This is a genomic window from Loktanella sp. PT4BL, assembly GCF_003201935.1.
Lineage (GTDB): Bacteria > Pseudomonadota > Alphaproteobacteria > Rhodobacterales > Rhodobacteraceae > Yoonia.
In genome coordinates, this window is record NZ_QJJL01000003.1 from 679,902 (window position 1) to 704,780 (window position 24,879).

General features: G+C 58.0%; 28 protein-coding genes and 1 tRNA gene. 13 read left to right on the forward strand and 16 right to left on the reverse strand.

Annotated features, from left to right (window positions below):
• From accC to C7964_RS13295, 8 genes are all read right to left on the reverse strand, one after another.
• Positions 1-1,347: an acetyl-CoA carboxylase biotin carboxylase subunit gene (gene accC / locus C7964_RS13260; RefSeq protein WP_110280101.1), complete on the reverse strand. Its 1,347-nt coding sequence runs from the start codon at positions 1,345-1,347 to the stop codon at positions 1-3.
• A 10-nt stretch (positions 1,348-1,357) separates the two neighbouring features.
• Positions 1,358-1,852 carry an acetyl-CoA carboxylase biotin carboxyl carrier protein gene (accB, locus tag C7964_RS13265; RefSeq protein ID WP_110280102.1) on the reverse strand — a complete coding sequence of 165 codons (495 nt, stop codon included), beginning with the start codon at positions 1,850-1,852 and terminating at the stop codon, positions 1,358-1,360.
• Positions 1,853-1,970: 118 nt separating this feature from the next.
• On the reverse strand, positions 1,971-2,306 hold the full coding sequence (locus C7964_RS13270; RefSeq protein WP_110280103.1) for a hypothetical protein: 336 nt from the start codon (positions 2,304-2,306) through the stop codon (positions 1,971-1,973).
• A 110-nt stretch (positions 2,307-2,416) separates the two neighbouring features.
• Positions 2,417-3,166, reverse strand: coding sequence for an ABC transporter ATP-binding protein (locus tag C7964_RS13275; RefSeq protein WP_110280104.1), 750 nt, complete (start codon positions 3,164-3,166; stop codon positions 2,417-2,419).
• 54 nt (positions 3,167-3,220) lie between these two features.
• Entirely contained in the window at positions 3,221-3,979 is a 759-nt protein-coding gene (locus C7964_RS13280; protein WP_110280105.1) for an ABC transporter ATP-binding protein, read from the reverse strand.
• Positions 3,980-3,990: 11 nt separating this feature from the next.
• Positions 3,991-5,190, reverse strand: a complete 1,200-nt coding sequence (locus tag C7964_RS13285) for a branched-chain amino acid ABC transporter permease (RefSeq protein ID WP_110280106.1) — start codon at positions 5,188-5,190, stop codon at positions 3,991-3,993.
• A gap of 3 nt (positions 5,191-5,193) precedes the next feature.
• The gene (locus C7964_RS13290; RefSeq protein ID WP_110280107.1) at positions 5,194-6,225 is read right to left on the reverse strand and encodes a branched-chain amino acid ABC transporter permease; all 1,032 of its coding nucleotides are present in this window, start codon (positions 6,223-6,225) and stop codon (positions 5,194-5,196) included.
• Between the two features lie 130 nt (positions 6,226-6,355).
• On the reverse strand, positions 6,356-7,699 hold the full coding sequence (locus tag C7964_RS13295) for a substrate-binding protein (protein ID WP_110280108.1): 1,344 nt from the start codon (positions 7,697-7,699) through the stop codon (positions 6,356-6,358).
• 221 nt (positions 7,700-7,920) lie between these two features.
• On the opposite strand from C7964_RS13295, the gene C7964_RS13300 reads away from it, so the two are divergent.
• The 5 genes from C7964_RS13300 to C7964_RS13320 all read left to right on the forward strand — a co-directional run bounded on the left by C7964_RS13300 (position 7,921) and on the right by C7964_RS13320 (position 13,762).
• On the forward strand, positions 7,921-9,222 hold the full coding sequence (locus C7964_RS13300; protein ID WP_110280109.1) for an XRE family transcriptional regulator: 1,302 nt from the start codon (positions 7,921-7,923) through the stop codon (positions 9,220-9,222).
• A gap of 80 nt (positions 9,223-9,302) precedes the next feature.
• Positions 9,303-9,671, forward strand: coding sequence for a response regulator transcription factor (locus C7964_RS13305; RefSeq protein WP_110280110.1), 369 nt, complete (start codon positions 9,303-9,305; stop codon positions 9,669-9,671).
• On the forward strand, positions 9,668-9,943 hold the full coding sequence (locus tag C7964_RS13310) for a hypothetical protein (protein ID WP_110280111.1): 276 nt from the start codon (positions 9,668-9,670) through the stop codon (positions 9,941-9,943). The genes C7964_RS13305 and C7964_RS13310 overlap by 4 nt, the downstream gene beginning before the upstream one ends.
• The gene (locus C7964_RS13315) at positions 9,940-12,636 is read left to right on the forward strand and encodes a sensor histidine kinase (RefSeq protein WP_110280112.1); all 2,697 of its coding nucleotides are present in this window, start codon (positions 9,940-9,942) and stop codon (positions 12,634-12,636) included. The genes C7964_RS13310 and C7964_RS13315 overlap by 4 nt, the downstream gene beginning before the upstream one ends.
• A 43-nt stretch (positions 12,637-12,679) precedes the next feature.
• Complete coding sequence (locus C7964_RS13320; protein WP_110280113.1) at positions 12,680-13,762, forward strand: FliM/FliN family flagellar motor switch protein; 1,083 nt, start codon at positions 12,680-12,682, stop codon at positions 13,760-13,762.
• Here C7964_RS13320 and C7964_RS13325 read toward each other — a convergent pair.
• Genes C7964_RS13325 through C7964_RS13340 form a run of 4 tightly spaced genes read right to left on the reverse strand, consistent with a single transcriptional unit; the run spans position 13,759 to position 15,941 of the window.
• Positions 13,759-14,184: a protein tyrosine phosphatase family protein gene (locus tag C7964_RS13325; RefSeq protein ID WP_110280114.1), complete on the reverse strand. Its 426-nt coding sequence runs from the start codon at positions 14,182-14,184 to the stop codon at positions 13,759-13,761. The two genes, C7964_RS13320 and C7964_RS13325, sit on opposite strands and share 4 nt — an antisense overlap.
• A gap of 9 nt (positions 14,185-14,193) precedes the next feature.
• The gene (locus C7964_RS13330; protein WP_110280115.1) at positions 14,194-14,625 is read right to left on the reverse strand and encodes a DUF6691 family protein; all 432 of its coding nucleotides are present in this window, start codon (positions 14,623-14,625) and stop codon (positions 14,194-14,196) included.
• Entirely contained in the window at positions 14,625-15,050 is a 426-nt protein-coding gene (locus C7964_RS13335; RefSeq protein ID WP_110280116.1) for a YeeE/YedE family protein, read from the reverse strand. Before C7964_RS13335 ends, C7964_RS13330 begins: the two co-directional genes overlap by 1 nt.
• 27 nt (positions 15,051-15,077) lie before the next feature.
• On the reverse strand, positions 15,078-15,941 hold the full coding sequence (locus C7964_RS13340) for an MBL fold metallo-hydrolase (protein WP_110280117.1): 864 nt from the start codon (positions 15,939-15,941) through the stop codon (positions 15,078-15,080).
• A gap of 87 nt (positions 15,942-16,028) precedes the next feature.
• On the opposite strand from C7964_RS13340, the gene C7964_RS13345 reads away from it, so the two are divergent.
• Positions 16,029-16,346 carry an ArsR/SmtB family transcription factor gene (locus tag C7964_RS13345; protein ID WP_055296461.1) on the forward strand — a complete coding sequence of 106 codons (318 nt, stop codon included), beginning with the start codon at positions 16,029-16,031 and terminating at the stop codon, positions 16,344-16,346.
• Here the strand turns inward: C7964_RS13345 and C7964_RS13350 are convergent.
• Positions 16,319-17,548, reverse strand: a complete 1,230-nt coding sequence (locus C7964_RS13350) for an acyl-CoA dehydrogenase family protein (protein ID WP_110280118.1) — start codon at positions 17,546-17,548, stop codon at positions 16,319-16,321. The two genes, C7964_RS13345 and C7964_RS13350, sit on opposite strands and share 28 nt — an antisense overlap.
• A 98-nt stretch (positions 17,549-17,646) precedes the next feature.
• Between C7964_RS13350 and C7964_RS13355 the strand changes: the two genes are divergently transcribed.
• Positions 17,647-18,696, forward strand: a complete 1,050-nt coding sequence (locus C7964_RS13355) for a phosphotransferase family protein (protein ID WP_110280119.1) — start codon at positions 17,647-17,649, stop codon at positions 18,694-18,696.
• Here the strand turns inward: C7964_RS13355 and C7964_RS13360 are convergent.
• Positions 18,693-18,908, reverse strand: a complete 216-nt coding sequence (locus tag C7964_RS13360; protein WP_110280120.1) for a hypothetical protein — start codon at positions 18,906-18,908, stop codon at positions 18,693-18,695. The genes C7964_RS13355 and C7964_RS13360 overlap by 4 nt on opposite strands.
• Before the next feature lie 107 nt (positions 18,909-19,015).
• On the opposite strand from C7964_RS13360, the gene C7964_RS13365 reads away from it, so the two are divergent.
• Positions 19,016-19,273 carry a DUF2312 domain-containing protein gene (locus C7964_RS13365; RefSeq protein WP_110280121.1) on the forward strand — a complete coding sequence of 86 codons (258 nt, stop codon included), beginning with the start codon at positions 19,016-19,018 and terminating at the stop codon, positions 19,271-19,273.
• Between the two features lie 3 nt (positions 19,274-19,276).
• On the opposite strand, the gene C7964_RS13370 is transcribed toward C7964_RS13365, so the two are convergent.
• The gene (locus tag C7964_RS13370) at positions 19,277-20,158 is read right to left on the reverse strand and encodes an alpha/beta hydrolase (RefSeq protein ID WP_110280122.1); all 882 of its coding nucleotides are present in this window, start codon (positions 20,156-20,158) and stop codon (positions 19,277-19,279) included.
• A gap of 206 nt (positions 20,159-20,364) precedes the next feature.
• On the opposite strand from C7964_RS13370, the gene C7964_RS13380 reads away from it, so the two are divergent.
• The 5 genes from C7964_RS13380 to C7964_RS13400 all read left to right on the forward strand — a co-directional run bounded on the left by C7964_RS13380 (position 20,365) and on the right by C7964_RS13400 (position 24,230).
• Positions 20,365-20,440 (forward strand) — tRNA-Thr (locus C7964_RS13380).
• A gap of 174 nt (positions 20,441-20,614) precedes the next feature.
• Positions 20,615-21,451, forward strand: a complete 837-nt coding sequence (locus C7964_RS13385; protein ID WP_110280124.1) for an alpha/beta fold hydrolase — start codon at positions 20,615-20,617, stop codon at positions 21,449-21,451.
• Positions 21,452-21,530: 79 nt separating this feature from the next.
• Complete coding sequence (locus C7964_RS13390; RefSeq protein ID WP_076659001.1) at positions 21,531-21,884, forward strand: CidA/LrgA family protein; 354 nt, start codon at positions 21,531-21,533, stop codon at positions 21,882-21,884.
• Positions 21,881-22,597, forward strand: coding sequence for an LrgB family protein (locus C7964_RS13395; RefSeq protein WP_110280125.1), 717 nt, complete (start codon positions 21,881-21,883; stop codon positions 22,595-22,597). Before C7964_RS13390 ends, C7964_RS13395 begins: the two co-directional genes overlap by 4 nt.
• A 259-nt stretch (positions 22,598-22,856) precedes the next feature.
• Complete coding sequence (locus C7964_RS13400) at positions 22,857-24,230, forward strand: aspartate aminotransferase family protein (RefSeq protein ID WP_110280126.1); 1,374 nt, start codon at positions 22,857-22,859, stop codon at positions 24,228-24,230.
• Positions 24,231-24,254: 24 nt separating this feature from the next.
• Here C7964_RS13400 and C7964_RS13405 read toward each other — a convergent pair whose 3' ends face one another.
• Positions 24,255-24,803, reverse strand: a complete 549-nt coding sequence (locus C7964_RS13405) for a YaeQ family protein (protein ID WP_110280127.1) — start codon at positions 24,801-24,803, stop codon at positions 24,255-24,257.
• Positions 24,804-24,879: the final 76 nt, after the last annotated feature.

Genomic DNA, 24,879 nt, shown 5'->3' on the forward strand with positions numbered 1-24,879 from the left:
CTAGTGAAGGTGGTCTTCAAGCCAGTGTTCAAGCCAGTGGATGTTATAGTCACCGGTTTGCACGGCTTTTTCGGCCAAGAGCGCGTGGAAGAGCGGGATGGTGGTATCGACGCCGTCAACGATCAACTCTCCCAAAGCGCGCTCCAGTCGCGCAAGCGCCTCCGGGCGGTCGCGACCATGGACGATCAGCTTGCCAATCAGGCTGTCGTAGTAGGGCGGAATGCGATAGCCGTCATAAAGCGCTGAATCCATCCGGACACCCAAACCCCCCGGCGCGTGATATTGGGTAATCGTGCCGGGGCAGGGTGAAAAGTTCGGCAGTTTTTCTGCGTTGATCCGCACTTCAATGGCATGCCCGTTGATTTGCAGATCGTCCTGTGTGAACGACATAGGCAGACCTGACGCCACGCGCAGCTGTTCACGCACCAGATCGACACCAAAGATGGCTTCAGTCACAGGATGTTCCACCTGCAAACGCGTGTTCATTTCAATGAAGTAGAACTCGTCGTTTTCAAACAGGAACTCGATTGTGCCTGCGCCGATATAGTTGATCTTAGCGACAGCATCGGCGCAGACCTTACCGATCCGCGCGCGCAACTCGGGTGTGATGCAAGGGCCGGGGGCCTCTTCAAAGACTTTCTGGTGGCGGCGCTGGAGTGAGCAGTCACGTTCACCAAGGTGGACTGCGTTGCCTTTCCCGTCGCCAAAGACCTGAATTTCGATGTGGCGCGGCGTGGTCAGATATTTCTCGATATAGACTTCGTCATTACCGAAAGCGGCTTTGCCTTCGGCGCGGGCCGAATGGAAGGCCTGCTCCATGTCAGCGGCGGTTTGCGCCACTTTCATGCCGCGGCCACCGCCACCAGCCGTAGCTTTGATGATGACCGGGTAGCCGATTTCCTCGCCGATGCGCTTGGCATCCGCCAAAGTCGGCACGCCGCCGTCTGAACCGGGCACGCAAGGCACACCCAATGCTTTCATCGTGTCTTTGGCGGTGATTTTATCGCCCATGACGCGGATATGTTCGGCTGTGGGGCCAATGAATGTCAGGTCGTGGTCTTCGACCGCCTGCACGAAGGCTGCGTTTTCCGACAGAAAGCCGTAACCGGGGTGAATGGCCTGCGCGCCGGTGATTTCACACGCCGAGATGATGGCGGGAAACGACAGATAGCTTTGCGCGGAAGAAGGGGGGCCGATGCAGATCGCCTCATCTGCCATGCGCACGTGCATGGCGTCCGCGTCAGCGGTGGAATGCACTGCAACAGATTTGACGCCCATTTCGCGGCAGGCGCGCACGACGCGCAAGGCGATTTCGCCCCGGTTCGCGATAAGAATTTTATCGAACATGGGTCTGCCCTTATTCGATGATCACAAGAGGTGCGCCGAATTCGACCGGACCACCATCTTCGACCAGAATACGTTTGATCGTACCGGCGCGTGGCGCAGGGATGTGGTTCATCGTTTTCATGGCTTCGATGATCAGGATCGTGTCGCCTTCCTTGACCGTGGCGCCGACTGTCGCGAAAGGGGCAGCACCAGGTTCAGGGGCCATGTAGACTGTGCCGACCATGGGGGATGTCACCGCACCGGGGTGATTGGACGGGTCGGACATATCAGCCGCGGACGCTGCAGGCGCGGCCGGTGCCGCAGGGGCGAGCGGGGCAGGTGCTGCTGCCGCAGGCGCGCTCGCTTGCACAATCGTCTGGGTCTGGCGGCTGACGCGCACGTTCAGGCTGTCGTTTTCGCCATAGTCCCTTTTGACTTGCAGTTCAGTCAGATCATTTTCGCGCAACAGCTCGGCCAGTGCCGCAATAAAGCTGACGTCGCTCTCGTGAGAAGTTTTGTTGCCCATGTTTTCCTCGGCCGGTTGCCCATATTATTCTGGCTTTGGCGACGTTACGTCACAAAGCATCAGCGTTCTTATAGGGCAAGCCAACGAAGGTGGAAAGCGCAGCGATCTGGAAAAACGCTTATACTGTCGTTTCGTCACGATCATCCGATGCGGTCGTCGCATCTGCTGCGGTCGGTGGGTTGGTCTCGCTTTCGCTCTCATACGGGAGCATGGGCACGTCGTAAGGGCGCAGTGTTCGCTCTGGTGGGGCTATTTCCGCCGGGTTTTCGGGGTAATCAGTCCCCGACAATCGCGCCGTCACCACCTGTGCCACGAAGGGTTTCTTGTCAGGCAGTGTGGCACTTGGGTCTGTTGGCTCGACTGCCTGCACCTTGGTGGTGACAGCGCGGGGAATGATGGGGCCAGCGGCGGCCGCAGCGGCCGCAGGCGCCGGAAAAGAAAGCGGTATTTCCATAATCAGGGCTCCGAAAAGCGTGAAGTTGACACGCCAAAAATCGCTTTTTCGGATTACCGAAACCTTAACCGCAGAGATGAATATCTCTGCGATTTAAGATTAACGCGGGATCAAATTGCGAGGTATTGCTCGCGCAGCGCGGTGTTTTCCAAAACCTCTTTGGCAGAGCCGTCAAAGACGACCTTGCCAATGTCGAGGATCACCGCGCGATCCGCCAGTTTCAGCGCGGCAACTGCGTTCTGTTCCACGATCACGGTTGTGATACCCTGATCACGGATCACGCCCAGCGTCTTGGCAATTTCCTGCACGATGACCGGGGCGAGACCCTCATAGGGTTCGTCCAGCAGCAGCACCTTGATGTCACGGGCAAGCGCACGGGCAATCGCCAACATCTGCTGCTCACCACCCGACAGGGTGACACCCTCTTGCTTGCGACGCTCACCCAGACGCGGGAACAGCTCGTAAATACGTTCCAGAGACCAGCCTTTGGGCGGGGCGATCTGGGCAAGTTGCAGGTTTTCCTCTACGGTCAGGCCGGGAATGATGCGCCGGTCCTCTGGGACAAGAGAAATACCGTGCTGCGCGGCTTCATGGGATTTCATCTCGTGCAGGGGTTTGTGATCCAGCCAGATTTCGCCGTGGGTGACGGCAGGATCGTCCAGCCGCGCGATGGTGCGCAGCGTTGATGTCTTGCCAGCGCCGTTACGCCCTAGAAGTGCGAGGATCTCGCCCTCGTGGATATTGAAGCTGACGTTCTGGACGATGTAGCTTTCGCCATAATAGGCCTCGACCTCCCACAGGCTCAGGAAAGCAGGGTGGGTGGCGGCGTTATTGGCGTTCTTGTTGAAAGGTGCGTTCATGTTTGTAACTCCGGTGTTGGGCTCGCCGGATCCCATCGCTGGGACCCGCTGGTATTAGACTTGCGCCTCGCCCAGATATGCTTCGCGCACCTTGGGGTGCCCTTTGATGTTGTCAGGGATGTCTTCCACAAGCGGGGTGCCCTGCGCGAGCACGGTGATCCGCTCGGCCAGTGAGAACACCACATTCATGTCATGCTCGATGATGGCCATGGTGATCCCGCGCTTTTCGCGGATTTCCTTGAGCAGCGCGATCGTGTTCTGCGTGTCTGCCCGCGCCATGCCCGCAGTGGGTTCGTCCAAGAGCAAGAGTTTCGGGTCCTGCACCAGACACATTGCCATTTCCAGGCGCCGCTTGTCGCCGCGTGACAGGCTCGATGCGAGCATATCGCGTTTCTCAAGCATATTGACGTCGTCGAGGATCGCCTCTGCCTGCTGCTGGATACCCTTTTCCGCGAAGATGCTTTCGATCGCATGCATCCGGAACGCGCCATCGCGTTTGGCAAAGCAGGGGATCATCACGTTTTCAAACACACTCAGATCGCTGAAGATCTCCGGTGTCTGGAACACGCGGCTGATGCCCATCTGGTTAATCTCGTGCGGGGCGCGCCCCAGCACGGATTGACCGTCAAACATCACCGATCCGCTATCGGGGATCAGCTTGCCCACCAGCACGTTCAGCAGGGTCGATTTGCCTGCGCCGTTGGGGCCGATGATTGCGTGGGTGGTGTTTTCCTTGATGCTCAGGTTCACGTCACCGAGCGCCTGCAAACCACCAAACCGCTTGTTGATGCCTTTTACTTCTAACAAACCCATCGTCTGTCTCCTTATTCGGCCGGTTCAGTGGCGTTTGGCTTGGTCTCTTCGGCTTTCTTGCGGCTGAAGAGGGCCCCGATTTTCTGGCCACCTTGCACAAGGCCACCGGGCAGGAAGATCACGACCAGCATGAACATGATACCAAGGGTCAGGTGCCAGCCTTTGCCGATGAACGGATAGATCATCGCAACAACCACATCCTCAAGACCATCCGGCAGGAAAGCAAACCACCCGTGCAGGATCGTTTCGTTGATCTTGGAGAAGATGTTTTCAAAGTACTTGATCATACCTGCGCCAAGCACCGGACCGATCAATGTGCCTGCACCGCCAAGGATCGTCATCAGAACGACCTCGCCCGATGCTGTCCACTGCATCCGCTCGGCCCCTGCCAGAGGGTCCATTGATGCCATCAAGCCACCGGCCAGACCCGCATACATGCCGGAGATCACAAAGGCCGCAAGCGTGTAGGGACGTGCGTTCAGACCTGTATAGCTCATCCGGGTCTGGTTGGATTTGATCGCACGCAGCATCATGCCAAAGGGTGACCGGAAAATCCGGATCGAGATATAGAAGGCGATGATCATGAAGAATGCAGCCAGATAGTAGCCCGCATTAAACGTGAACAGCCATGCACCCACGTTCCATTCAAAGCTCGAGCGCATCTCAAGCCCGAAGAGAGCAGGGACAGGAATGTTGCCTGTCGCTGTTTGCGCGGCACCAAAGATCCGTGGATCGCTCAAGGCCAGCTGTAGCCCTGTCTCGCCGCCTGTGATCGGTGTCAGCACCGAATAGGCCAGTGCAAAGGACATTTGCGCAAAGGCCAGCGTCAGGATCGAGAAATAGATGCCTGAACGCCGCAACGAGACATAACCGATCAGCAGCGAGAAGAGGCCCGCAATGACAACACTGATCGCAATCGCGGGAAGCACGTTCATGCTGAGCAGTTTGAACATCCAGACCGCTCCGTATGATCCCGCGCCCAAGAAGGCGGCGTGGCCAAAGGACAGATAGCCGGTCAGACCAAACAGGATGTTGAAACCGATGGCGAAGATACCAAAGATCACGAAACGCTGCATCAGGTCAGGGTAGCCTGCGTTGAATTGTGCCAAATCCGAGCCCTCGGGGAATGGATTGAGCAGGAATGGGGCGAACAACGTCAGACCGATGACGATCAGGAGCAGCTGGAAGTCTTTCTTTTCGAGACCAAGCATTGCTTATTCCTCCATCACGCCTTTGCGACCCATCAGGCCACGCGGACGTGTCAACAAAATGATAATTGCGACCAGGTAGATGATGATCTGGTTGATGCCTGGCAGCAGGTCGATGACCGCTGACATAGAGGCAAAGCTTTCCAGAATACCCAGCATGAACCCGGCTGCGACCGCACCGGGCAAAGAGCCCATGCCGCCCACAACGACCACCACAAAGCTCAGCACAAGAAAGTCCATGCCCATGTGGTAGTTGGGTGAATTGATTGGCGCGTACATCACACCCGCGAGACCCGCGACTGCCGCCGCGATGCCGAACATGATCGTAAAGCGCTTGTCGATGTCGATCCCGAGGATACCCACGGTTTCGCGGTCGGCCATGCCAGCCCGTACGACCATGCCGAATGTGGTGAACTGCAAGAAGGCAAAGACCGCACCGATCACGACAACCGAGAAGAAGAAATAGACTAGACGCCAGTAGGGATAGATGATCGCGTTCGGATCAAATCCAAGCACCACGCCGAAATCGAAACTGCCGACAAATGCTTCAGGTGCCGGGGTCGGGATCGGGTTTGCGCCGTAGAAATATTTGACGATCTCCTGGATCACGATGGCAAGGCCAAAGGTCACAAGGATCTGGTCCGCATGCGGACGCTTATAGAAGTACTTGATCAGACCCCGCTCCATAGCGAAACCGATGCCGACCATGATCGGGATGGCCACGAGGATCGAGATCGGCACGGCCCAGTCAATGATCGTGTCACCGGCGGCTTGGCCGAAAAAGTCGTAAAGATAGGGCACATCTACTTGCAACGGGTTGCCCAGAAAGTCTGTCCGCGTCTCGTCAACCACCTTATGGCTCAGCGTCAGCAGATTGCTCATCGTGACAGCGACAAACGCGCCGAGCATAAACAGCGCGCCATGGGCAAAGTTGACGACACCAAGCGTGCCGAAGATAAGCGTCAGGCCGAGCGCGATCAGCGCATAAGCCGAGCCTTTGTCCAACCCGTTGAGAATTTGAAGAATGAACTGGTCCATCTTGTGACCTCTGATCAGTTATTGGGGGTGAGCTGCGGGTGCTCTTTGCCAGTCCACTGCCAACATGCGGCGTGAATTGACCCGGATGGGTTCAGGTCACCCCGAAGGGTGACCTGATGATGTGTTTGACTTATGCGCCTGGGTTACATGTACCCAATGCGCCACCAGCGAACTGCGGGTGATCTGCAGGGTATGTGACCTGAGCGACTGGTGTAATTTCAACGATCTCGAGAAGGTCGAATTCGTTTTCTGGGTTTTCTTTACCCTTCACAACCAGCACGTCCTTGAAGCACTGGTGGTCTTCGCCACGGTAGAGTGTCGGGCCGTTGCCCAAGCCGTCGAACTCGAAGTCCTCGAGGGCTTCAACAACCGCACATGGGTTGAACGAACCGGCGCGTGTTACGGCGTCTGCGTAGAGCAGGGTTTGCACGTAGCATGTGTGCGCAGCCTGGGATGGCGGGAAGCCGTACTTTGTGCCGAACGAACGCACGAAGGCTTGTGAACCTGCATCCTGCAGCGACCAGTGCCAGTTTGTCGAACCGAAGATACCTGCAACCGCAGAACCCGCACCACGTGCCATCAGACGCGAGTAGAGCGGAACAACGATTTCAAAGTTCTTGCCGTTTGCTTGTGCTTCACGCAGACCGAACTGAACAGCGTTCGTCAGTGAGTTCACCATGTTCCCGCCGTAGTGGTTCAGAACCAGAACGTCGGCACCGGAGTTCAGAACAGGTGCGATGTAGGACGAGAAGTCGGTCTGTGTCAGCGGTGTCAGGACCGTGTTTACAGTTTCCCAACCCATCGCTTCTGTCGATGTGCGCACGGCTTCTTCTGTGGTATAACCCCAGTTGTAGTCAGCTGTCAGGTGATAGGCTTTCCGGTCGCTGCCGTAGGCTGCCTGCAACACAGGCGCGAGTGCCGCACCGGACATGTAGGAGTTGAAGAAGTGGCGGAAGCCGTTGGCCCGCTTGTCTTTACCTGTTGTGTCGTTGGAGTGCGTCAGACCAGCCATGAAGATGATGCCGGCCTCTTGGCAGAGCGCCTGCACAGCCACGGCCACACCAGAGGACGAACCACCGGTAATCATAATCGCGCCGTCTTTTTCAATCATCGAACGGGCAGATGCGCGGGCGGCGTCAGACTTGGTCTGCGTGTCACCTGTCACATAGCCGACGCGACGGCCCAGAATACCAGCACCTTCGAGCGCTTGGGACGAGAACGTGCCCAACATGCCACCGTCGCCTTCACCGTTCAGGTGCTCGACCGCAAGCTCATAGGCGCGCAGTTCGTCTGCACCCTCGTCTGCATATGGGCCAGTCTGTGGCACGTTGAAGCCAAGAATGACCTCGCTGGCGCCGGGCGCATTGGTGAAACCGGACTCTTGCGCACGCAGATACTGCGGCAAAGCAAGACCAGCACTGGCAACCATACCAGTTTTCAGCACGCCACGACGCGAGAAACTATTGTTGGACATTATTATCCTCCCTTAAAGGTTGAAGCTGGTCGATCCTCTTCTTCCAGCCGTCGAGCACTTTACAGTACTAATGCAGTGTCAGAGACGATGCCCCTTTTCGACAATAAGGCATTCTTGGGGCTGGACTTATTTGTAAATTCGTGAACAAATATTCCTATCTTTTTGTAAACGATTTTTCTTGCGCGCGCAGAAACCAACTGAAACCTATGGGAGAATTCTGAGTGTCCAGTGGCAGCCTCGTCGGGTCCCGTATACGAGAAAAGCGGCTGGATCGCGGCCTGCGACAGGCTGCTGTGGCCGAAACAGTCGGTATTTCCCCATCTTATTTGAACCTGATCGAACACAATCGGCGCAGAATCGGTGGAAAACTCCTCGCTGACCTTGCGCGCGTGCTCGAGGTGGACACAGCGCTTCTGGCCGACGGTGCCGAGCGGGGTATGCTGGATGAGATGCGCAGCGCTGCCGCCAGCTTGGGTGATCAAGTGGAGGTTGAACGCACCGAGGAGCTTGCTGCGCGATACCCCGGATGGGGTGCACTCATCGCTATGCAGGCGCGCAGGATTGCCGCACTTGAGGAAAAGAGCCGGATACTCACGGATCGTATCGCCTATGATCCGCAACTTGCAGGCTCACTGCATGAAGTGATCTCGGCCGTGTCCGCGATCCGTTCAACAGCGTCCATTCTTGTCGGCCCCGAGGATATCGACCAGGACTGGCAACGCAGGTTTCACGAGAATATCCATAGTGACAGCTTGCGGCTGGCCAACAGCAGTGAAGCCCTGATTACCTACCTCGAGGCACCCGAGGCGGTGCTGGAACATTCCGGTTCGCCCTTTGAGGTGGTCGAGGGGTATCTTGCGAAGTCGGGTTTTCATGTGGCGTCCATCGAGGATGGCGCTGATCCGGCAGTCGTCGCCAAAGAAGCAGGTTTGCAGGGGCCTGCGGAGAAGGTCCTGTTCCGCGTGTTGCAGGTCTATGCCGGTGATGTGGCGGCGTTGCCACTGGCGGCCTTTGAAAAGACGGCACGCACCCTGAACTATGATCCCGCCGCGATTGCCCAGAGCCTTGACGCGCGCTTGCCACAGGTGATGCGGCGTCTGGCCCAGCTTCCACCCAGTCACGGGCATCCGCCGATGGGGCTGGTGGTGTGCGATGCATCAGGGGCGCTGATTTTCATTAAATCCGTACCCGGTTTCACGATGCCACGTGCTGGCGGGGCCTGTCCGCTCTGGCCGCTTTACAGTGCCTTGAGCCGTCCGCACCAACCGATCCGGATGGATGTGCAGATGCCTGCTCCGAACGCCACGCGGTTTTTGTGTTTTGCCTTGGCGGAACCAGTGGGGCCGGTTCTGTTCGATGCCCCATCTGCGCTGCAAAGCATGATGCTTGTTTTGCCGGACCCGCCTGAGTCGGCGACAGCGCCGCATGGCGTCGGTTTGTCGTGCCGGATTTGTCCGCGGACAGCATGTAACAGCCGCCGTGAACCTGCGATTGGGGGCGTCGGTGATAAAACAGAACTTTGACAGTTGCCGTGTTTGCCGTGATAGTTTCAACCTAGGGGGACTCTTTGCAAAAAGAGGATATCGCAAAGGGAGGCGATGGGATGGGCAAACGTGTCCTGCTGATCGAGGATGAGCCGAATATTATAGAAGCGATCAGCTTTATATTGTCGCGTGACGGCTGGACAGTGCATACGCATGAAGACGGCACGTCGGCGATGAGCAAGGTGCTGGCCATGCCACCCGATATGATCATTCTTGATGTCATGTTGCCCGGGCGCAGCGGTTTTGACATTTTGCGCGACCTGCGCGGTCACGAGGTGACGAAATCAACGCCGGTGATGATGCTGACCGCGCGCGGTCAGGATAAGGATCGCGAACTGGCCATGCGCCTTGGCGCGTCGCTGTTCATGACGAAGCCGTTTTCAAATGAAGAGGTGCGCAACCACGTGCGCAACCTGATGGAGGCATGAGCCAACGCCCCCAAACGCCAGTTTTCTTGCAGAAAGCCAGCTACCGCCAGCGGCGCGTACGTGACGCGGCCAAGCTTGTTCCGGTGCTGGGAGCTGTCTTGCTGATAATGCCGCTTGCCTGGCAGGACGATGCCCAAGGTGCCACAACAAACGCCTCTGCCTTGGTTTATATTTTCGGAGTGTGGATCGGATTGATTGTGTTGACGGCTGTGCTGTCCGCACTGATCCGGGCTCATCCGCAGCAGGCCGATCAGGATAGATCACAGGAATGATGTCCTTCAACGCCCTGATTGCCATTGCTTTGGGCTATGTGCTGTTGCTCTTTGCGATTGCTTTTGTGGCGGAACGCCGCGCGGCGAACGGCCATTCCAACTGGCTGACCTCGCCATGGATCTATACGCTCTCGCTCAGCATCTATTGTACCGGCTGGACGTTCTACGGTGCGGTTGGCTACGCCGCGCGTTCAGGGCTTGAGTTTGTGACCATCTACCTTGGTCCTACTTTGGTGATGGTGGGCTGGTGGTGGGTCTTGCGCCGTCTGGTGCGGATCGGACGGGCGCAGCGGATCACGTCCATCGCGGATATGGTGTCGTCGCGGTTTGGCAAATCAACGCAGTTGGGTGTGATTGTCACGGTCATTTCGGTGATCGCCGCCATGCCTTATATCGCGCTGCAACTGCAGTCGGTGACACTGTCTTTCGCAGTATTCGCGCAGACCGAGGGCGTTGATTGGGCGCAAAACGATTTCAACTTTGCTGCCTTCTGGGTCGCGATCGGTCTGGCGGTCTTTACCGTGATCTTCGGCACCCGTAACCTTGATGCCAACGAACGCCACCACGGCGTTGTCATCGCCATCGCGGTTGAGGCAGTAGTCAAGCTTTTCGCGCTGGTCGCCGTTGGCATTTTCGTTGTTTGGGGGATCGCGGGCGGACCGGGCGAGATGCTGACGCGGATTGACCAGTCTGACATCGTGCTCTGGAACCAGGAAAGCGGGCGCTGGATCAGCCTCATTTTCCTCTCAGGGGCTGCGTTCCTGTGCCTGCCGCGCATGTTCCAGGTCTTGGTGATCGAGAATGCCGACGAACGCCACCTGCATATCGCAAGCTGGGCCTTTCCGCTTTATCTCTTCATGATGAGCCTCTTTGTGGTGCCCATCGCCGTCATCGGCCTTGATCTGATGCCAGCCGGAAGTAACCCCGACCTTTTTGTTCTGACTGTGCCGCTCAGCGAAGGGCGCGGGGGTTTGGCGGTGCTGTCATTTCTTGGGGGGTTTTCTTCTGCCACATCCATGGTCATCGTGGCGACGATTGCTTTGGCGACAATGGTCTCGAACCACATGGTTGTGCCCTTCTGGCTCTATTTGCAGGGCAGCCAGCAGGCGGTGATGTCGGGTGATGTGCGCCACGTGATCTTGCTGTCACGGCGGCTTTCGGTTGCGGCCATTCTGCTGCTGGGATTCGTCTATTACCGGATTTCCGGGGGCGGGACGGCGCTGGCGGCGATTGGTCTGATTTCCTTTACGGGTGCCGTTCAGATCCTGCCCGCAATGATCGGCGGGATTTTCTGGCGTGGTGCGACGGGCGTCGGGGCCGCGGCAGGGCTGATCACCGGTCTGGTGGTCTGGATGTGGACCCTGTTCCTGCCAAGCTTCGGTGTTGATGCGGTCATCGGCCAGACCGTGATGGAGCAGGGCCCATACGGGTTGTCATGGCTCAGACCCCAAGCGCTCTTCGGCGCGAACGGTCTGGATCCGCTGGTCCACGGAATCTTGTGGTCCATGCTGTTGAACACGGGCGCCTTTATCCTGTTTTCACTGGTCACTTTTCCCGCCCCGCTCGAGCGGTTGCAGGGCGCGCAATTCGTCAATGTGTTTGATCACTCGACCGCTGCTCCGGCGTGGACAGGTGCCGCAACTGGCGCCGAGGATCTTTTGATCATGTCACAGCGCATTCTTGGCGGCGCAGAAGCGCAGGCCATTTTTGAGGCCGAGGCGCTGCGCCAAGGGAAGGTCGGATATTTGCCCGAGGTGACCTCGGATTTCATCGAAAGGCTCGAGCGGAGTCTTGCAGGCTCCGTGGGGGCGGCGACCGCCCACGCAATGATCGGCCAATTGATTGGCGGTAGCAGCGTATCGGTGGAAGATCTGATCGCAGTGGCTGATGAGGCCGCGCAAATTCTGGAATACTCCAACCGTCTTGAGGCAAAATCCAAAGAGCAGGAACGCACCGCGCGGGCACTGCGCGCCGCGAACGACAAGCTGACGGCGCTGTCGATCCAGAAGGACTCGTTTCTCAGCCAGATCAGCCATGAACTGCGCACGCCCATGACCTCGATCCGGTCTTTTTCGGATATCCTGCGTGAAGGGGTCACAAGTGACGCTGAACATGAGAAATACGCCGGCATTATCTATGATGAGGCGGTGCGTCTGACACGGCTGCTGGATGACTTGCTCGATCTTTCCGTACTCGAGAATGGGCAGGTCGAATTGCGCGACCAGACCGGGCATTTGTCAGATCTGCTGGATCGTGCGGTGCGGGCGGCGGGTCTGCATGAAGGTGCTTTGAAAATCAGTCGCGACCCTGCGTCAGAGGATGTGACCCTGACGACAGATATCGACCGTCTCGGGCAGGTCTTTATCAATTTGATCGCGAATGCGCAGAAATACTGTGATGCAAAGACCCCGCATCTGACGATCAAGGTGAGTGAGGATAGCGCGGGGTACTGCGTTGACTTCATCGACAACGGCAGCGGGATTGCGCCTGAGAAGCAGGACCTGATCTTTGAGAAATTCTCGCGCGTGGCGGATGGGTCCAAGGCGGGCGGCGCCGGGCTTGGGCTTGCGATCTGTCGCGAGATTATGCAGCGCCTTGGTGGCGCGGTGCATTATCTGCCCCAAAGCCGCGGAGCCGCGTTTCGGGTCCGCTTGCCCAAGGTGAAAACAGTGGTGACGTTAGAAGAAACGTAACCAATTTTGCCTATGACAGAGTTTCAATATCTGTGGCAGGCAAATGACGACAGGCACACATGTGACATTGCTGCGGCGGATGACCCGTCCGCAAGGGCAGGGGGAAACCGAAAACCCGCTGACCTCGTCACGTGCTGTGCGGCTGGCATTGACGAAAGCTGCCAATGACAGTGTGGGTCTCGTGCTCACGGTCGAGAGCGTGGGCGAAGAGGTGATTGCGCTGGATGACATGCTTGCGACCTTTGGTTCCGATCTCATGCTGGTGGGGCTGGAACGCGACGGCGCGCTGTCAGGCCTGATCGCGCTTGATATGGAAATGCGTGCGGCCGTGCTGGAAATGGAAACCATGGGTGCGGTGCTGGCGCAGCCTGCTGAAACGCGTGCACCGACACATACGGATAAGGTGCTCTGCGATCCGGTACTGCGCAGTTTTATCGCGGCTTTTCCGCAGGCCGTTCTCGGGACCCCGCTTGAAGGCTGGATGGATGGCATTGGCATTGGCGCAAAGGTGGAAAGCGCGCGTGCTGCCGGGCTCGTATTGACGGACAGTACCTACCGGATTGTCCGGATGGGCGTTGATCTCGGGGTTGCTGACCGTCGCGCGCAACTGGTGATCGCGCTGCCGTTGGCAGAAGCGGCCACCGTGCAGGAGCCTGCACCGCCTGCGCCAGTTGATTGGCAGCAGGTTTTTCAGGAAAACATCTATGAGGCCCCCGCCTGTCTTGAGGCGCTTTTGTATCGCGCGCCGATTTCGCTGGCGACAGCGCAATCCTTGAAAGTGGGTACCGTCCTGCCACTGCCCGGATGTACGGTGAATTCTGTGCGGCTCTTGTCGCGTGATGGGCACGAATTGGCACAGGCGAAACTGGGTCAGATCGGGGGCTATCGCGCTGTGCGGCTAGAAACGGCCCCTGCGCCACAGCTTGCCGAACTGCCACATCAAGCAATCACAACACAACTTGGCATGCCCGACATGATGGATGTAGACGCAATGATGCCTCCGGCAGATTTGCCGGAGGCATCATCAGAAATGCTTGATCTTCCGAATGCGACGGACGCGCTGGATTTTACAGGCGGTGATATGCCCGGTTTACCGGACATATCGGAAACGATTGATCCGTCCTAATTGCCTGCAAGCGCATTCAACTGTGGGCGCATCCCGCCAAGATCATAGCCCGCGCCCGAAGCGGCTGAGAGAATGTCATCGGCTGACATCTCGCTGGCCTGTCCCAGCGCCCAGACAATCGTCGACCGTGTGCCAGAGGCGCAGTAGGCAAGGGTAGGACCGCTTGACGCGTCCATTGCTGCCTTCTGCTTTGTGACCATATCCATGTTCAGCGTTTGATGCGTCACTTCATTGATCACAAAGTCCAGCCCTGCGGCCTTGGCCGCCGCCCCGATCACACTGGCGTGGTGGGACGGCGGGATTTCTGCATCCGGTCGGTTGCAGATGATTGTTTGAAAACCGGCCTCGGCAATCGCAGGGATATCCTCCACTGCGATTTGCGGGGTGACGGCGTAGGTCGGGCTGATGTGACGAATATCCATAAGCGTTCTTTAAACCGCCACAGCCCTTTGGTCCATACGCGCCCGCAAGGAAGGTGCCGCCAACATGCCAGCGATCATTGCACCGACAAAGAGCCACCCGCCAGGACCTGCGAAACTCAGCGAGGCGATGGCCGGCCCGGGGCACAGTCCGGCCAGACCCCAGCCCATGCCGAAGAGTGTTGAGCCCAGCACAAGGTTACGCCCCAGCTTTTGCTCGGGCGCGGGCGGGAAGGCATCGGCCAGCACCGGTTTGCGCCCGATTGTGAAGCGCCATGCGATGGCCATCGGAATGATCGCACCGCCCATTACGAAGGCAAGCGTCGGATCCCAATCGCCAAAGATATCAAGCCACCCTTGTACTTTGGACGTGTTTGTCATGCCGGAAATCAATAGGCCAAGGCCGAAGAGCGATCCGACAAGGAAAGAAACGAAGGTGCGCATCAGATCACTCCCAGTATATGTTTGAAGAGAACGACGGTCAGACCGCCGGCACCGATGTAGAAGGCGGTGGCAACGATGCCGCGCAGAGACAGCCGCGAAATCCCGCAGACGCCATGGCCCGAGGTGCAGCCATTGGCAAAACGCGTGCCGACACCCACCAGAAGGCCGGCCGCGATGATGATGGCCCAGTTGCTGGTCAGGTTTGTCTCCGACCCGCCCATCGCAAGTGCCGCGAGGCCGGGAACGATAAACAGCCCCGCAATCAGCGCCGCCCGCTCTTGCCAGTCACTACGCCCGCTGCCATCGACGAGGCCGCCGATGATACCCGATGCGCCCATGATCCGCCCGTTCACGAGCAGGAAAATCGCAGCGGCCGTTCCGATGAGCACGCCACCGACGAGCCCCATGATCCAATCTATTGGCATGTTCAGTCCTATTCCATTCCGTAGGTTTTACAGTGTGTTGATGGGCACTTTGAAGTAGCGTTGCCCGTTGTCTTCCGGCTCGGGAAGGTTCCCCGCGCGCATGTTTGTCTGCAATGACGGCAAGATCAGCCGTGGCATGCCAAGTTTTGCATCCCGTTCCTGCCGCATGGATACGAATTCTTCCATTGGGCGGCCTGCACCGATGTGGACATTCAGCGCCTTTTGCTCACCCACGGTGGTTTCCCACGCGAATTCATCACGCCCCGGCGCCTTATAGTCGTGGCCCACAAAGATGCGGGTCTCATCAGGCAGAGACAGGATTTTCTGGATCGAGGTGTAGAGATCCTCGGCCGAGCCACCGGGGAAGTCGCAACGGGCCGTGCCGAAGTCCGGCATAAAGAGTGTATCACCCACAAAAGCCGCGTCGCCGATGACATAGGTCAGGCAAGCAGGTGTGTGGCCGGGTGTATGCAGCACGTCAGCACGCATTTGTCCGATGTGGAAGCTGTCACCATCTTCAAACAGCGCATCGAACTGTGATCCATCCCGCTGGAATTCTGTGCCTTCGTTGAAGACCTTGCCGAATGTATCCTGCACTATGGTGATATTCGCACCAATCCCGATCTTGCCGCCCAAGTGCTCTTGCAGATAAGGCGCCGCAGAGAGGTGATCGGCGTGGACATGGCTTTCCAGAATCCACGCAACCTGCAGGTCCTCGGCCTTTACCCAAGCGATGATCTCATCGGCGGATTTCATGTTGGTGCGCCCCGAGGCGGGATCGTAATCCAACACACTATCAATGATCGCACAGGTGCGACCTTCCGGTTCGCGGACGACATATGACACAGTGTTGGTTGCGTCGTCGAAGAATGCTTTTACATGTGGGGTCATATCGAATCTCCTTTGGATTACAAAATAGGGAGTTCGAAACACATTTCAATGTTGAAATGTATTTAACGATGAGGTATTTTATTTCGCATGACAAATCCGGTTCAAGAACTCGCAGACCCAATGGACGAGGCAGCAGCGGAAGCGGCTGACCTTTTCAAGTCGCTTTCCAATCCTGGCCGATTGCGCATTCTCTGTGCGCTGGTTCCGCGTGATCTGAGTGTAAGCGAACTGGAAACGGCACTCGGCGCGAGCCAGTCGTATGTCTCCGGGCAACTTTTGCGCCTGCGCAACGAAGGGCTAGTGTCCTGCCAGCGCAACGGCCGGAGCATGCGGTATAGCCTTTCCGACCCGCGCATCCGCCCTCTGCTTGAACGGGTTTACGAGCTGTTCTGCCCCACCGAATAACGGGCCAGTTCGGCCCGCGCGACCTGCCTGCGATGTACCGCATCCGGCCCATCCGCAAGCCGCAATGTGCGTAGATGGGTCCATTGCCGTGCCAGCGGGGTATCTTGTGACACGCCAGCAGCCCCGTACATCTGTACTGCCTTGTCCGTAATATCGAGCGCGATTTGCGGGGCCACCACCTTGATCTGGCTGATCCAGGGGGCGGCGGCGCGTTTGTCGCCTTGATCCATCATCCACGCCGCCTTGAGGCACAAGAGCCGCGCCTGTTCGATATCCATGCGCGCCTTGGCGATGATATCGAAATTCTCGCCCAGCTGTGCCAGCGGTTTGCCGAAGGCCTCGCGTGCCAAAGACCGTTCACACATCAATTGAAGCGCCTTCTCGGCCTGTCCGATCGCGCGCATGCAGTGGTGGATACGCCCCGGCCCAAGCCGCCCCTGCGCAATCTCGAAACCGCGCCCTTCACCAAGCAGCATATTCTCCGCAGGCACACGCACGTCGTCATAGCGGAAATGCATATGGCCGTGGGGGGCATCGTCGTGGCCGTAAACCTCCATCGCGCGCAGTTTTTTGATGCCGGGGGTATCGGCGGGGACGACGATCATGGAGTGTTGCTGATGTTTGGGTCCTTCATGGGCGGTGCGCACCATGACGATATGCACAGCACAGCGCGGATCACCTGCACCGGTCGCCCACCATTTCTGGCCATTCAGGACATAGCTGTCCCCGTCGCGCTCACACCGCATGGCGATATTCGTGGCATCCGAGCTGGCGATATCCGGCTCTGTCATGAGATAGGCCGAGCGGATCGTGCCCGCCATCAGCGGTTTCAACCACTGGTCTTTCATGGCGTCGGTGCCGTAGCGGGCAAAGACTTCCATATTGCCCGTATCGGGCGCGTTGCAGTTAAAGACCTCGGCGGCCAGATGGCTCTTGCCCATTTCCTCTGCCAGATAGGCGTATTCGACCGTGTTCAACTGCGGGCCATCGCGGAAGGTGTCCCAGAAATTCCAAAGCCCGCGTTCCTGTGCCTTGGCCTTGAGGCCTTCGAGAATTTCGGTCTGGCGTGGCGTGAATGTCCAACGGTCGCCGATGCTGACCTCGGACAGGAATTCTGCGTCCAAAGGGGCGATCTCATCGGTGATCATCGCTTTCACCGCCGCAAGTACCGGCAAAAGCCGCTCGGTATGTCCAAGGTCCATTTTCGCGCCCCGTATTTGTGTTGCGCTATCGTGCACCGTGGGGGCGGGGTGTCAATCAAAGGCTTGCAGTTCGGCCAGCGGCCAGCCCTAATGCGGTCATGAAAGAAGCCGCAAAAAACCTTGGGATCAGCCTGCCTGATCTGGATGCATACCTCAGTAATGCGATCCCCGAATTTGCGGGGCTGACGGCGGTCACGAAATTCGGCACCGGCCAGTCGAACCCGACCTATCAGCTCACCGCCGACAGCGGCACCTATGTCTTGCGCAGCAAACCGCCTGGGCGGTTGCTTCCCTCCGCTCACGCTGTTGAACGCGAATTTCGTGTGATGCAGGCCTTGGCCGAGACGGATGTGCCGGTGCCTGCGGTCCTGCATCTGGCAGAGGCCGAGATGTCGCCCAGCAGGCGCGCGTTTTTCGTCATGCGCTATCTGCCGGGGCGTATCTTTTGGGATCCGGCCTTGCCTGACAGTGCCTCGAGGGAGCGGGCAGCGATCTACGACGCGATGAATGCGGCCTTGGCGGCTTTGCATGATATCGATCCCGCTGCGGTTGGTCTTGCTGATTTCGGCAAGCCTGGCAATTACTTCGCCCGCCAACTGGACCGCTGGAGCCAGCAATATCTGGCCTCAACCGACACCCCATCAGAGGCAATGACAGACATCATGGCATGGCTTGGCGCCCATATGCCGCCCGATGACGGACAGGTGGCACTGGTGCACGGGGACTACCGGCTCGACAATATCATGTTTGCGCCTGATACGCCGCAAATCATCGGCGTGCTGGATTGGGAGCTGTCAACGCTGGGCCATCCGATGGCTGATCTGGCCTATCAATGCATGCAGTGGCGGCTGCCCAACGCGGGTGACATGCGCGGGTTGGCCGGGATCGACCGCGCAGCTTACGGCCTGCCGGATGAGGCGCAATATGTGGCCGCCTATGTGGCACGGCGCGGCTTGGGTGCTATCGACAACTGGCCTTTCTATCTGGTGTTCGCCTTCTTCCGGCTGGCGGCAATTCTGGCGGGGGTTGCGGCACGTGCCGCGGCTGGCAATGCTTCAAACCCGGCCATGGCGCGGAAATACGGCGCGGCGGTGCCTGCGCTTGCGGCGATGGCCACGATTGTCATGCACGAAGGGGCCGACCTTTAGCCCAGCATCACCCCGATCACCACGGCCATCAGGCCAATGACCGAAATCAGCAGCGCCCCGAGGTTGACCGGCAAGACTTTCGAGATGCGCGCGCGCAATTCCTCATCTGGCAGGTTCGCGCGTTTGGCCTTTGTGACGGCCACAATGCTATAGACGATCCCGCATAGCCCGACGACCGAAAGACCCGCACCAATCCAAACAACGATTTCCATGATCAATACCTCTTTTTGCCGGACCTAGCGTGCCACAGGTGTCGGCGCAAGGGTTGCGGCTTTCGGGGGCAGGAGCTAGTGAAAGACAACTTTTCAGGAGAGCTTTGATGAACGATTCAGTGACCGATACCGCAAGCACCGTCGCAGGCCAGGAAATCCGGCAGTTTATTGAGCGCTATGAACGTCTTGAGGCGGAGAAGAAAGACATCGCAGACGCGCAAAAAGAGGTCATGGCCGAAGCCAAAGGGCGTGGCTATGACACCAAAGTCCTGCGCAAGATTGTCGCCATCCGCAAGCGCGATGCGAATGATCTGGCTGAAGAAGAAGCCGTGCTGGATATGTATAAAGCAGCACTTGGCATGTAAGGATCAGTCGAAGGGGAGGATCAGCTCCACCCCTTCCATCCGGCCGATCAGATCAAGATCGGCCTCATAGGATTCGGTCATCGCCCGAACCAAATCCTCGTTAAGTTCGGGCAGGTCGATGCTCTCTTCCAGCTGCTCGGGCAGGGCGTGTGTTTCCAGTGCTTCGGCGATCAGGTCCTGCCGCGCGTCGACATCGTCATGGTCCAGCGCCGCGATCCGGGATGTGAGCAACGCCAGACCTTCGGCACTGACGACGCCCGAAAGCACATCAAATTGGCCCGCAACCGGCATATCCGCCGGAACACCGGAGAAGAGCCGTATCAGCTCTTCCCAGATCAGTGGCGTGTCCTCGTTGCACCAGACATAAAGCGGCGTCCGCGGTGCGGCGCGCTTGATGCGGCGGATGACGTCCGACCAGCGCAATTCAAGCGGCGGGAGCAGACCGAGATATTCGTTGAGACCCGTCACTCCGGCACGTGTCGCGGTTTCCTGCAGAAAACTGGCGGGGTGCCGCATCCCCATAAAGAGCGTGATGTCGTCATTGGGGAAGAGACTGTGCAAACCGTGCACTTTCTTTTCGGCCTGATGATAAAACACACCATGATCGAAAATCCGCCGCGGAACTGTCAGAAAGTTATCGTTGCTCAGCACAAGGCGGGTGATCTTGTCGTCTTCGACAATCGCATCAACCAGCACATCGCGGGCGTCAGCCGTGGGGCGCCCGCCATCCAGAGCGTCGATCGCCTCGCGCAGCAATTTGCGATACCGCCCCGGCCCGGGAACAGCGATTCCTTCTTGCAGAAGAGTATCGGCATTTCTGAGAACCGATTTCAGCAGCCTGTCTTCATCTGTGCAATTCGCGCCGATATGAAATGCGATTTGCATGAAGCGTCCTTTTGCCGGATTGTCTGCGGCCATCATAGGGCGATTTGGCCTGCGCGAAAGCAGGTATCACAACATCCGTCTCGCGGGCTACGCAAGCGGCGAATTTTTTCTGCCGGCAATGCGAAAACACCATTGCACATCGCCATTTGTCCCTGCTATACGCCGCGCATTCGGATGATCCGATGCACCGCATACGGTGCACCAGTGCCCCTATAGCTCAGCTGGTAGAGCAACTGATTTGTAATCAGTAGGTCCGCGGTTCGAGTCCGTGTGGGGGCACCATTTTCTAAAGTCCCGGACATTTTCTTTTGTTGGTGAAACCCAACAAAACGTGCGTCTTCAATGCGGCATGTGCATTGCGTCGCGTGAAAAAGCCTGTCGATATTGATACAGCCACGTCCGACCCTGCGAAGGCCCGCGCCTTTCCCTTTGCAGCGAACGCTGTTACCGATCCTTATGTCAACGTCACATGCCATCTCATCGGACGGGACGCGTATCGGTTTCACCTGTTTTGGTGACGCGACACGTCCTTCTATTTTGCTCATCCATGGCTGGGCCCAGCAGTGGATGTGTTGGCAACCCCTTTGGGAAAGACTGCAAGATCACTACTTTGTCGTCGCAATGGACCTTCGGGGGCATGGAAGCTCAGATAAACCGGAAAACGAGGCCGCCTATACCGGCACTGCCCTTTGGGCAGACGATGTTCAGGCAGTGATGGACGCAGCAAAACTGGATATGCCCGTGCTGGTGGGGTGGTCTTATGGCGCGCGCGTGATCGCGGCCTATCTTGACGTCAAGGGCGATGCCGATATCGCCGGTGTCGTCCTTGCAGGTGGCGTTCTTGCTATCGGAGCCCACCGCGAGAGCTGGATGGCGGGGCCCGCAAGCCCGGGCCTTGACCGTGATCTTTATACCGATGACGTGCCCCGCCGACTTGCGGCCACGGCGCGTTTTGTGGATGCATGCACTGCCGCGCCATTGGACCGCAGGACCTATGCGGAAATGGTGGGCGCAAACATGCTTTGTCCTGCCCATGTCCGCAGGGCCTTGTTCCGCGCCGATGTGGATTTACGGCCTGTTTTTGGCCAAATGAACTGCCCCGCTCTTGTGATCCACGGCACGCAGGATGAGGTTGTCACGCCAGCGACAGGAGAGGCGGCGGCGCACTCCATGCGAAACGGGCAATACGTGCCCTATGAAGGTATCGGCCATGCACCGTTCCTTGAGGCACCTGACCGTTTTGCCACAGACCTTTCGGCTTTCACGAAGGCCTGCAAGCGCACGCCCGTATAAAGACCTGAACATTTCCTTTGTTCCTGCAACGTTTTTGCGATCAGACTGACAGGGCAAGCGCGTTCAGCGGAGAATTCTCATGCTTCAGACACTTGGTCTTCTGTTAGGCTGCCAGCTCTTGGGTGAAATTACTGTTCGGGGTGCGGGCTTGCCGATCCCCGGCCCGGTGCTCGGACTTGCGTTGTTGGTCCTGCTCCTGAGCCTGAGACCCGCACTCACGGAACAGCTGAGGCCCACAACAACGGTCATATTGGCGAATTTGTCGTTCCTGTTTGTTCCGGCGGGTGTCGGCGTGATCGGCAACTTGCAGGTGTTCTCAGATGACGGGCTGGTATTGCTGTTTATCCTGACTGTCTCGACCGTGCTTTCAATGCTGGCGGCGGTCGGCACGTTTATTGGTGTGCGCTATCTGATTGAAGGCAAGACCACATGACGGACGTTGCCGAGCTTTGGAGCTATCTGTCCACAACGCCGCTAATCTGGCTCACGACAACGACGCTGGCTTATTTGGTCGCTGACGGGCTGGCGCGCAGGCTTGGCAACCCTCCTTGGGCCAATCCGGTGCTGCTGTCAGTCCTTTTGATCGCGCCTGTTCTTTGGCTGTCAAACACGGACTACCCGACCTATTTCGAGGGGGCGCAGTTCATCCATTTTCTGCTGGGTCCCGCGACAGTCGCGCTGGCTTTGCCGCTCTGGGAAAACCGCGAAACAATCCGGACGTCGGTTGCGCCGATTGTCCTGGCCTTGATTGCGGGGTCTCTCGTGGCGGCCGGGTCGGCGATCCTGCTGGCGCGTGCCTTTTCTCTTCCGATGGAGGTGCTGCTGTCTTTGGCGCCGAAATCCACGACCGCACCTGTGGCGCTTGGGATCTCTGAAGCCATCGGCGGGTTACCGGCGCTGACGGCCGTTCTGGTCATTCTGACGGGGATCATCGGTGCCGTGACAGTCACTCCTGTCATGAACCTGCTGCGCATCACGGACTGGCGTGCGCGCGGGTTTGCGGTGGGCGTGGCCGCCCATGGTATCGGGACGGCGCGGGCATTTCAGGTAAATCCGGTTGCGGGGGCCTACGCTGGCATTGCAATGGCATTGAACGCGCTGCTGACAAGTCTGATTGTGCCGGTCCTTGTACGCTGGCTGGTTTGATTGCGTGCATGACACCAGTGCCGCCTGTCTCGTCTGCCCAGTGACGGGCAAAGCGCCTTGGGGCAAGTTTATGGTTGATCTTGCATGATGCGCCATGGTTCAAGTCGCATGTTACCTTGGCAATAAAGGCATTGCGCGCTGCTGCTTGGGTGAGCGGAGCCTTTTCTGCTCATAGTCGGCGTCATCCGTGACCCGCAGCGTGCAACAGGCTCCTTTCATTAATCGTCAGGCGGCGCGCCGCCATGCAAAGGGATATGCCATGCTACATAATGATCAATTGCAACAATGGGACCGTGAGAATTTCTTTCATCCCTCCACCCACCTTGCGGAATTTGCACGCGGAAACCTGCCGCATCGCGTGATAACGGGTGGTTCGGGCTGCTACATCGAGGATCGCGATGGCAATCGCATGCTGGATGCATTCGCGGGGCTTTATTGCGTGAACGTGGGCTACGGACGGCCTGAGATTGCCGAGGCTATTGCCGAACAGGCCAAGGAGCTGGCCTATTACCACGCCTATGTCGGTCATGGCACCGAGGCGTCGATTACACTGGCAAAAATGGTGTTGGACCGAGCGCCGGATCATATGTCCAAGGTCTATTTCGGTCTGTCGGGGTCGGATGCGAATGAAACCAACATCAAGCTGATCTGGTACTACAACAACATCCTGGGCCGTCCTGAAAAGAAGAAGATCATTTCTCGTTGGCGGGGGTATCATGGCTCGGGCCTGATGACCGGATCGCTGACGGGGTTGGAACTGTTCCACAAAAAGTTTGATCTGCCACTGGCGCAAGTCATTCACACGGAGGCGCCATACTATTTCCGCCGCACGGATCTGGCACAAAGCGAGGCCGCGTTTGTGGCGCATTGTGTGTCAGAGCTGGAGGCGATGATCGACCGCGAAGGCGCCGACACAATCGCGGCCTTTATCGGTGAACCCGTGCTTGGCACAGGCGGGATTGTGCCGCCACCCGAAGGCTATTGGCCAGCCATTCAGGCCGTTCTGGACCGCCACGACATTCTGCTGGTCGCAGACGAAGTGGTCACCGGTTTCGGGCGGCTTGGCACGATGTTCGGGTCCGATCACTATGGGATGCGCCCCGATTTGATCACAATCGCAAAGGGACTGACATCCGCTTACGCGCCGCTGTCGGGCTCTATTGTGTCTGACAAGATGTGGTCTGTGCTTGAAAAAGGCACGGACGAGAACGGGCCGATCGGCCACGGCTGGACCTATTCGGCGCATCCGATCGGTGCGGCTGCGGGCGTGGCCAATCTGGCGCTGATCGACAAGCTGGGGCTGGTCGAGAACGCGGGCACTGTAGGCAATTACCTGAATGATCAGATGCGCGCCGCACTCGCCGATCATCCCCATGTGGGCGACGTGCGCGGCACAGGCATGATCTGTGCGGTCGAGTTTGTGGCCGATAAAGACAGCCGGACGTTCTATGACGCGGGCGACAAGATCGGCCCGCAAATTGCAGCCAAGCTGCTGGAGCAGAACAGCGTGATTGCCCGTGCCATGCCACAGGGCGATATTCTGGGTTTTGCACCACCGTTCTGTCTGACCCATGACGAAGCCGATCAGGTGGTTGCGGCAACTGTGCAGGCGGTCACCACGGTCTTGGGATAACACTCTATGGTCGCGCGCCGATGATCAGTTCTGGGCGCGCTTCCATTCCTGTGGGGTCACATAGACGATGGTATCATCCACGCTGACCATCACCTCCTCGTCCTGAATATTCACCTGAATTCTCATCGCGCGACTGGCCAGTTCGCCAAGCGCCTTGGTCTCTTCTTCCGCGAAGTTTACCACTTGAAGGTTGTCAAAGCGGGTGGTGCTGTTCTTGACCTTCTCCCACCACATCCCGGCTGGCTTGCCGCCATAGGCATAGATGCGCACGGCTTTGGCTTTGCCGCAGGATTGCCGGATGATCTTTTCAGAGGGTAGGCCGAGCGCGACCCACAACTCCAATTCGCCGCTCAGGCTTTTCTGCCAGATATCGGGTTCATCATCGGTGGAAATGCCCTTGGTCATTTCCAGGTGCTCATGGGCATTCAGCGCAAAGGCCACCAGACGGACCATCATCCGCTCGTCCGTCTCCGAGGGGTGTTTGGCGACGGTAAGTTTATGGGTCTCGTAGTAGTGACGATCCATATCGGAGACCGAAAGCTCGACTTTATAGATCGTGGATTTTTGCGCCATGGTATGCCCCGGAATAGCGAAGATGGTCCTGCCTAATGCCTCTTGCGGGTTTGTGAAAGCAGATAAGGGCCCCAAG

Coding starts and splice junctions, on each gene's coding strand:
- C7964_RS13385 (WP_110280124.1), top strand. CDS start 20,615: ATGTCAACGTCACATGCCATCTCATCGGACGGGACGCGTATCGGTTTC.
- C7964_RS13315 (WP_110280112.1), top strand. CDS start 9,940: ATGATGTCCTTCAACGCCCTGATTGCCATTGCTTTGGGCTATGTGCTG.
- C7964_RS13370 (WP_110280122.1), bottom strand. CDS start 20,158: ATGCAAATCGCATTTCATATCGGCGCGAATTGCACAGATGAAGACAGG.
- C7964_RS13305 (WP_110280110.1), top strand. CDS start 9,303: ATGGGCAAACGTGTCCTGCTGATCGAGGATGAGCCGAATATTATAGAA.
- C7964_RS13270 (WP_110280103.1), bottom strand. CDS start 2,306: ATGGAAATACCGCTTTCTTTTCCGGCGCCTGCGGCCGCTGCGGCCGCC.
- C7964_RS13355 (WP_110280119.1), top strand. CDS start 17,647: ATGAAAGAAGCCGCAAAAAACCTTGGGATCAGCCTGCCTGATCTGGAT.
- C7964_RS13390 (WP_076659001.1), top strand. CDS start 21,531: ATGCTTCAGACACTTGGTCTTCTGTTAGGCTGCCAGCTCTTGGGTGAA.
- C7964_RS13340 (WP_110280117.1), bottom strand. CDS start 15,941: ATGACCCCACATGTAAAAGCATTCTTCGACGACGCAACCAACACTGTG.
- accC (WP_110280101.1), bottom strand. CDS start 1,347: ATGTTCGATAAAATTCTTATCGCGAACCGGGGCGAAATCGCCTTGCGC.
- C7964_RS13280 (WP_110280105.1), bottom strand. CDS start 3,979: ATGGGTTTGTTAGAAGTAAAAGGCATCAACAAGCGGTTTGGTGGTTTG.
- C7964_RS13360 (WP_110280120.1), bottom strand. CDS start 18,908: ATGGAAATCGTTGTTTGGATTGGTGCGGGTCTTTCGGTCGTCGGGCTA.
- C7964_RS13330 (WP_110280115.1), bottom strand. CDS start 14,625: ATGCGCACCTTCGTTTCTTTCCTTGTCGGATCGCTCTTCGGCCTTGGC.
- C7964_RS13325 (WP_110280114.1), bottom strand. CDS start 14,184: ATGGATATTCGTCACATCAGCCCGACCTACGCCGTCACCCCGCAAATC.
- C7964_RS13290 (WP_110280107.1), bottom strand. CDS start 6,225: ATGGACCAGTTCATTCTTCAAATTCTCAACGGGTTGGACAAAGGCTCG.
- C7964_RS13345 (WP_055296461.1), top strand. CDS start 16,029: ATGACAAATCCGGTTCAAGAACTCGCAGACCCAATGGACGAGGCAGCA.
- C7964_RS13395 (WP_110280125.1), top strand. CDS start 21,881: ATGACGGACGTTGCCGAGCTTTGGAGCTATCTGTCCACAACGCCGCTA.
- C7964_RS13365 (WP_110280121.1), top strand. CDS start 19,016: ATGAACGATTCAGTGACCGATACCGCAAGCACCGTCGCAGGCCAGGAA.
- C7964_RS13400 (WP_110280126.1), top strand. CDS start 22,857: ATGCTACATAATGATCAATTGCAACAATGGGACCGTGAGAATTTCTTT.
- C7964_RS13295 (WP_110280108.1), bottom strand. CDS start 7,699: ATGTCCAACAATAGTTTCTCGCGTCGTGGCGTGCTGAAAACTGGTATG.
- C7964_RS13405 (WP_110280127.1), bottom strand. CDS start 24,803: ATGGCGCAAAAATCCACGATCTATAAAGTCGAGCTTTCGGTCTCCGAT.
- C7964_RS13350 (WP_110280118.1), bottom strand. CDS start 17,548: ATGGACCTTGGACATACCGAGCGGCTTTTGCCGGTACTTGCGGCGGTG.
- C7964_RS13285 (WP_110280106.1), bottom strand. CDS start 5,190: ATGCTTGGTCTCGAAAAGAAAGACTTCCAGCTGCTCCTGATCGTCATC.
- C7964_RS13335 (WP_110280116.1), bottom strand. CDS start 15,050: ATGCCAATAGATTGGATCATGGGGCTCGTCGGTGGCGTGCTCATCGGA.
- C7964_RS13275 (WP_110280104.1), bottom strand. CDS start 3,166: ATGAACGCACCTTTCAACAAGAACGCCAATAACGCCGCCACCCACCCT.
- C7964_RS13320 (WP_110280113.1), top strand. CDS start 12,680: ATGACGACAGGCACACATGTGACATTGCTGCGGCGGATGACCCGTCCG.
- C7964_RS13310 (WP_110280111.1), top strand. CDS start 9,668: ATGAGCCAACGCCCCCAAACGCCAGTTTTCTTGCAGAAAGCCAGCTAC.
- accB (WP_110280102.1), bottom strand. CDS start 1,852: ATGGGCAACAAAACTTCTCACGAGAGCGACGTCAGCTTTATTGCGGCA.